The organism is Roseomonas sp. TAS13, assembly GCF_001950415.1.
Lineage (GTDB): Bacteria > Pseudomonadota > Alphaproteobacteria > Acetobacterales > Acetobacteraceae > Roseomonas > Roseomonas mucosa.
The window spans coordinates 1-4,652 of the sequence record NZ_BDLP01000345.1 but is presented as its reverse complement, the minus strand read 5'-3'; the positions used below and the strand labels follow the sequence as shown (position 1 = coordinate 4,652).

4 protein-coding genes are annotated in these 4,652 nt (G+C 69.5%); 1 reads left to right on the top strand and 3 read right to left on the bottom strand.

The window, feature by feature from the left end; translation table 11 throughout:
* The first annotated feature begins 99 nt into the window (after nucleotides 1-99).
* Nucleotides 100-1,272, top strand: a complete 1,173-nt coding sequence (locus ROTAS13_RS19775; RefSeq protein WP_019460805.1) for a YncE family protein — start codon at nucleotides 100-102, stop codon at nucleotides 1,270-1,272.
* Between the two features lie 857 nt (nucleotides 1,273-2,129).
* Here the strand turns inward: ROTAS13_RS19775 and ROTAS13_RS27370 are convergent.
* Genes ROTAS13_RS27370 through ROTAS13_RS19765 form a run of 3 tightly spaced genes read right to left on the bottom strand, consistent with a single transcriptional unit; the run spans nucleotide 2,130 to nucleotide 4,469 of the window.
* On the bottom strand, nucleotides 2,130-2,306 hold the full coding sequence (locus ROTAS13_RS27370; RefSeq protein WP_171979170.1) for a hypothetical protein: 177 nt from the start codon (nucleotides 2,304-2,306) through the stop codon (nucleotides 2,130-2,132).
* Nucleotides 2,307-2,328: 22 nt separating this feature from the next.
* Nucleotides 2,329-3,057 (bottom strand): ethanolamine ammonia-lyase subunit EutC, encoded by a 729-nt coding sequence (gene eutC, locus ROTAS13_RS19770; protein ID WP_075823183.1) that lies wholly within the window; start codon nucleotides 3,055-3,057, stop codon nucleotides 2,329-2,331.
* Between the two features lie 2 nt (nucleotides 3,058-3,059).
* A complete protein-coding gene (locus ROTAS13_RS19765) occupies nucleotides 3,060-4,469 on the bottom strand; it encodes an ethanolamine ammonia-lyase subunit EutB (RefSeq protein WP_019460808.1) in 1,410 nt (469 codons plus the stop codon).
* Nucleotides 4,470-4,652 lie beyond the last annotated feature (183 nt).

The following is a 4,652-nucleotide window of genomic DNA, read 5'->3' as shown; positions in this document are numbered from 1 at the left end:
AGGCGCGGCTTCGTGTTCACGAACCGCACCGCCCCCGGGCGCCCCACCCCGGAAATGGTCCCCGTGACCATGGGCCCGTATCGAGGAATACGCCTGCCGATGTCCCGTTCCGCCTCCCGCCTGCTGCTCCTGGCGATGCTGGCCGCTCCCGCTGTTCTGGCCCGGCCGGCGCTGGCCCAGAACACGGCCCCGGCCGCCGTGCAGACCGTGCCCGGCATGCCGCCCGTGACCGTGCCCGGCAACATCTACAGCGAGACCACCAGCGACAAGCTGGCGCCGGTGGTGCGCAGCGACCTGCCGCGCGTCTATGTGCCGAACCTGCGCTCCAACGATGTCTACGTCATCGATCCCGGGACGATGAAGGTCGTGGACCGGTTCAAGGTCGGCCGCGGGCCGCAGCATGTCGTGCCGTCCTGGGACCTGCGCACGCTCTGGGCGACCAACAATGCCGAGGGCAAGGAGGATGGCAGCCTCACGCCCATCGACGCCGCCACCGGCAAGCCGGGTGAGGCCATCCCGGTGGACGATCCCTACAACATGTACTTCACGCCGGACGGCAAGTCGGCGATCGTGGTGGCCGAGGCCCGCAAGCGCCTCGACTTTCGCGACCCGCACACGATGGCGATGCAGTTCTCCATCGACACGCCGGACTGCCGTGGCATCAACCACGCCGATTTCTCCGCCGACGGGCGCTACGCCATCTTCACCTGCGAGTTCGGCGGCCGCCTCGCCAAGATCGACATGGTGGAGCACAAGGTCGTCGGGTACCTGAAGCTGTCCAAGGGCGGCATGCCCCAGGACATCCGCGTGGCGCCGGACGGCCGCACCTTCTATGTCGCCGACATGATGGCCGATGGCGTCTTCGTCCTCGACGGCGACCGCTTCGTCGAGACGGGCTATGTCCCGACCGGCGTCGGCACGCATGGCCTCTATCCCAGCCGCGACGCCAAGGTGCTCTACATCGCCAACCGCGGCTCCCATAAGGTGCATGGCGCGCGCAAGGGGCCGGGCAGCGTCTCGGTGCTCGACTTCGCGAGCGGCAAGGTCGTCGCCAACTGGCCCATCCCCGGCGGCGGCAGCCCCGACATGGGCAATGTCAGCGCCGACGGGAAGACGCTCTGGCTCTCGGGCCGCTTCGACGACGTGGTCTATGCCTTCGACACCACCACCGGCGCGGTGAAGCAGATCAAGGTCGGCGCCGAGCCACATGGCCTGACCGTCTGGCCGATGCCGGGCCGCTACTCGCTGGGTCATACCGGCATCCTGCGCTGAGGGCGCCGTCCAACCCTGGGGGCTTCGTGGGTTGCGGCGGGCTGGCGCCTGATACGGCTGGCGGGGCTCGCCGATCCGCGGGCGTGCCCCCGGTGGGCGCGTGGGGGTCCGAGGCGGGATTCGTGGGGTTGGCTGAGCGGCACGGCGCGGGAGGCATGTGCCGCCCCATTCCTGCGGGGCAGGGCATCCGGCCATGCGGGCTGTTTTATCGCTTTAGTGTTTTAGGATTTTAAGCCTTTTCCGGTTGAAAGGACGCGGGTTTCAACTGGCGTGCCGGATGATGGCTGATCCGACTTCTGTTCTGGAACAGGTGACGCCGTGGCGGGCGGTGTGCGAGGCGCGCTCAGCCTGAAGCGCCTGGAAGGGCCCGGTGGGACAGCGTATGCCGGCGCTGTCGGCCAGGCTTGGGCGGGACGCTGTCGGGCCAGCCGGGGATTGCCCGGAGGGCGCTGTGGAGTGCGCGGTTGCGGCGTGTGAGTTGACTTTATTCCTATACGGAGGAATGGGTGGAGAAGCAAGAGGTGTTTGCGGTGGCTGTGTCCCCCCCCGGCCGGCGGCGTGTGCCAGGGAAGGGGAGGTCCAGGACCTTCAGGACCCTGGCGGATAGGGGGCTGGGGAAAGACGCCGCCTTTCCCCAGGGCAGCGGGAGCCATCCGCCCGGGCGTCCAACGAGACCTCCTGAGCGGCGTTGGTGGGGCATTGCTGAAGCAGCAGTTTTGAGGTAGCGCTCCTGACGATAGATAGTGTCATAGCCTGGAAATATTCGAAATGTGGGATTGGTTCCCCATAATCTTCTTTCCATTCAAGATTCTCGTGTTGGGCACGGGCATGTTCTTCTCTATCAAGTGGCATCACGATCAAGCGAAGAAGAAAAAAGAAACCAGCGGATCATAAGCGCCCGCCGGACACACCTTTGACGCCTCAGATGGGCCGTCCGATATCCATTGGTGCAGCAGCAGTTCACCAGGGCGGCTATTGGGCAGCGTCGGCAGGCGGGTCGGCACGTCCTGGAAATCGGCACAAGGCCGGTTCATGGTGGATGCCGGCGCGACGTTCCTAGCCCCCCGGCAGGGCCACCGGCGCCTCGTCCTTGAGGCCGATGCCGCTCAGCTTGCGCTGCCGGGCCTCGCGCATCAGCCAGGCCAGCTTCTCCGCCGCGCCCTCGTGCGACAGGCCGCCATGGCTGTGGATGTTGGAGATGCAGTTGCGCCCGGAATCCTGGCAGCCGGTGCGCGGCGCGTAGGTCAGGTAGACGCCCAGGCTTTCCGCCACGCTGAGGCCGGGCCGCTCGCCGATCAGCATGGCGCAGAGGGTGGCGCCGAGCGCCTCGCCGATCTCGTCGCCCAGCGCCACCCGCGCCTGGGTCGCCACCACGACGGGCGCGATGCGCCAGCCCTTCAGCCGAGCCAGCGTGGCGCGGAGGACGGCGGCCGCGTGCTTCTGCACCGCCAGCGCCGAGAGCCCGTCGCCGATCACGAAGACCGCGTCGTACTCGCCGCGCGACAGCAGCGCCCGGCTTTCCGGTGCCAGCCGCCGGCCCAGATCCGGCCGCCGCAGATAGGTGCCGCGATCCCCTGCCGCGCTCCGGACCTCCACCGCCTCCAGCGGTGACAGGGCCGCCCGCAGCGCCGCCGTGTCGAGCGGCGTGTGCACGGCATCGCGGGCCAGCGCATGGGCCATCTGGAAATCCAGCACATCGGCCAGCCTCATGGCATCGCCGCTGCGCCCCAGCCCGACACGTGCCCGCGTGGCGAGACGCAGGCGTTCCCAGAAATCCTCCGCCATGTTCAGCCGCCTTCCTCGCGGTCCTGGGCCATGGCGAGCAGCCGTGCCGCCTGCGGGCTCTGCGGCAGGGGCGGGCGCATCCGCCCGTCGGCGCCCAGCATCTCCATCCGCTCCAGCCAGGCCTCGAATTCCGGCGCGGGCCGCAGGCCCAGCATGGAGCGCAGCGCGAGGATGTCGTGGAAGGAGAGGCTCTGGTAGTTCAGCATGATGTCGTCCGCGCCCGGCACGGCGATCAGGAAGTTCACCCCCGCCGCGCCGAGCAGCACCATCAGCGCGTCCATGTCGTCGCCATCGGCCTCGGCATGGTTGGTGTAGCAGGCATCGACCCCCATCGGCAGGCCGAGCAGCTTGCCGCAGCAATGGTCCTCCAGCCCTGCCCGGGCGATCTGCTTGCCGTCATAGAGGTATTCCGGCCCGATGAAGCCGACCACCGTGTTCACCAGAAGCGGCCGGAAGGCGCGGGCCACCGCATAGGCGCGGCATTCCAGCGTCTGCTGGTCCACCCCGTGATGCGCCTCGGCGGACAGGGCCGAGCCCTGGCCGGTCTCGAAATACATCACGTTGTCGCCCGCCGTGCCGCGCCCGAGCGACAGCGCCGCCTCCCGCGCCTCGCGCAGCGTGGCGAGATCGACGCCGAAGCCGCGATTGGCGCCCTCCGTCCCCGCCACGGACTGGAAGACGAGATCCACCGGCGCGCCCAGCTCGATGGCGCGGATAGCGTTCGTCACATGCGTCAGCACGCAGGTCTGGGTCGGGATCCCGTAGCGTTCGCGCAGCGCATCCAGCATCCGCAGCAGCTCCACCGCGTTGCGGACGCTGTCCGTCGCCGGGTTGATGCCGATCACCGCGTCGCCCGAACCGTGCAACAGCCCGTCCAGCACGGAAACGGCGATGCCGCGCGCGTCGTCGGCCGGGTGGTTCGGCTGCAGCCGGCTCGCCAGCCGCCCCTCCAGCCCGATCGTGTTGCGGAAGGCCGTCACCACCCGGCACTTCCGCGCCACGGCGATCAGGTCCTGGTTGCGCATCAGCTTCGACACCGCCGCCACCATCTCCGGCGTCAGCCCCGGCGCCAGCGCGGCCAGCGCCGCCGCATCCGCCTCGTGCGACAGCAGCCAGTCGCGGAAATCGCCCACCGTCATGTGCGACACGGCCGCGAAAGCCATGGCGTCATGCGTGTCGAGGATCAGCCGCGTGACCTCGTCCGCCTCGTAGGGGACCACGCTTTCCGACAGGAAGGCCTTCAGCGGCAGTTCCGCCAGCACCCGCCGCGCCGCCACCCGTTCCGCATCCGACCCGGCGGCGATCCCGGCCAGCTCGTCGCCTGAGCGCCTGGGCGTCGCGGCCGCCAGCAGGTGCCGCAGATCCTCGAAGCGGTGGCGCTCCCCGCCCGCCAGCCCGGCCCGGCCCGTCATCCGCCCGCCTCCTCTCGCCCGAACCCGGCCAGCACAGCCGGGGCGCCGCCCGGCGGCAAGCGATTTCCGTGCCCGGATGGTTCTGGCCTTGGCGTGGGTGGCTCTCCCCGGGGGAAAGGCGCCGCCTTTCCCCCGGACCCCCTATCCGCCAGGACCCTGCGGGCCCTGGACCCGATGAGTTGG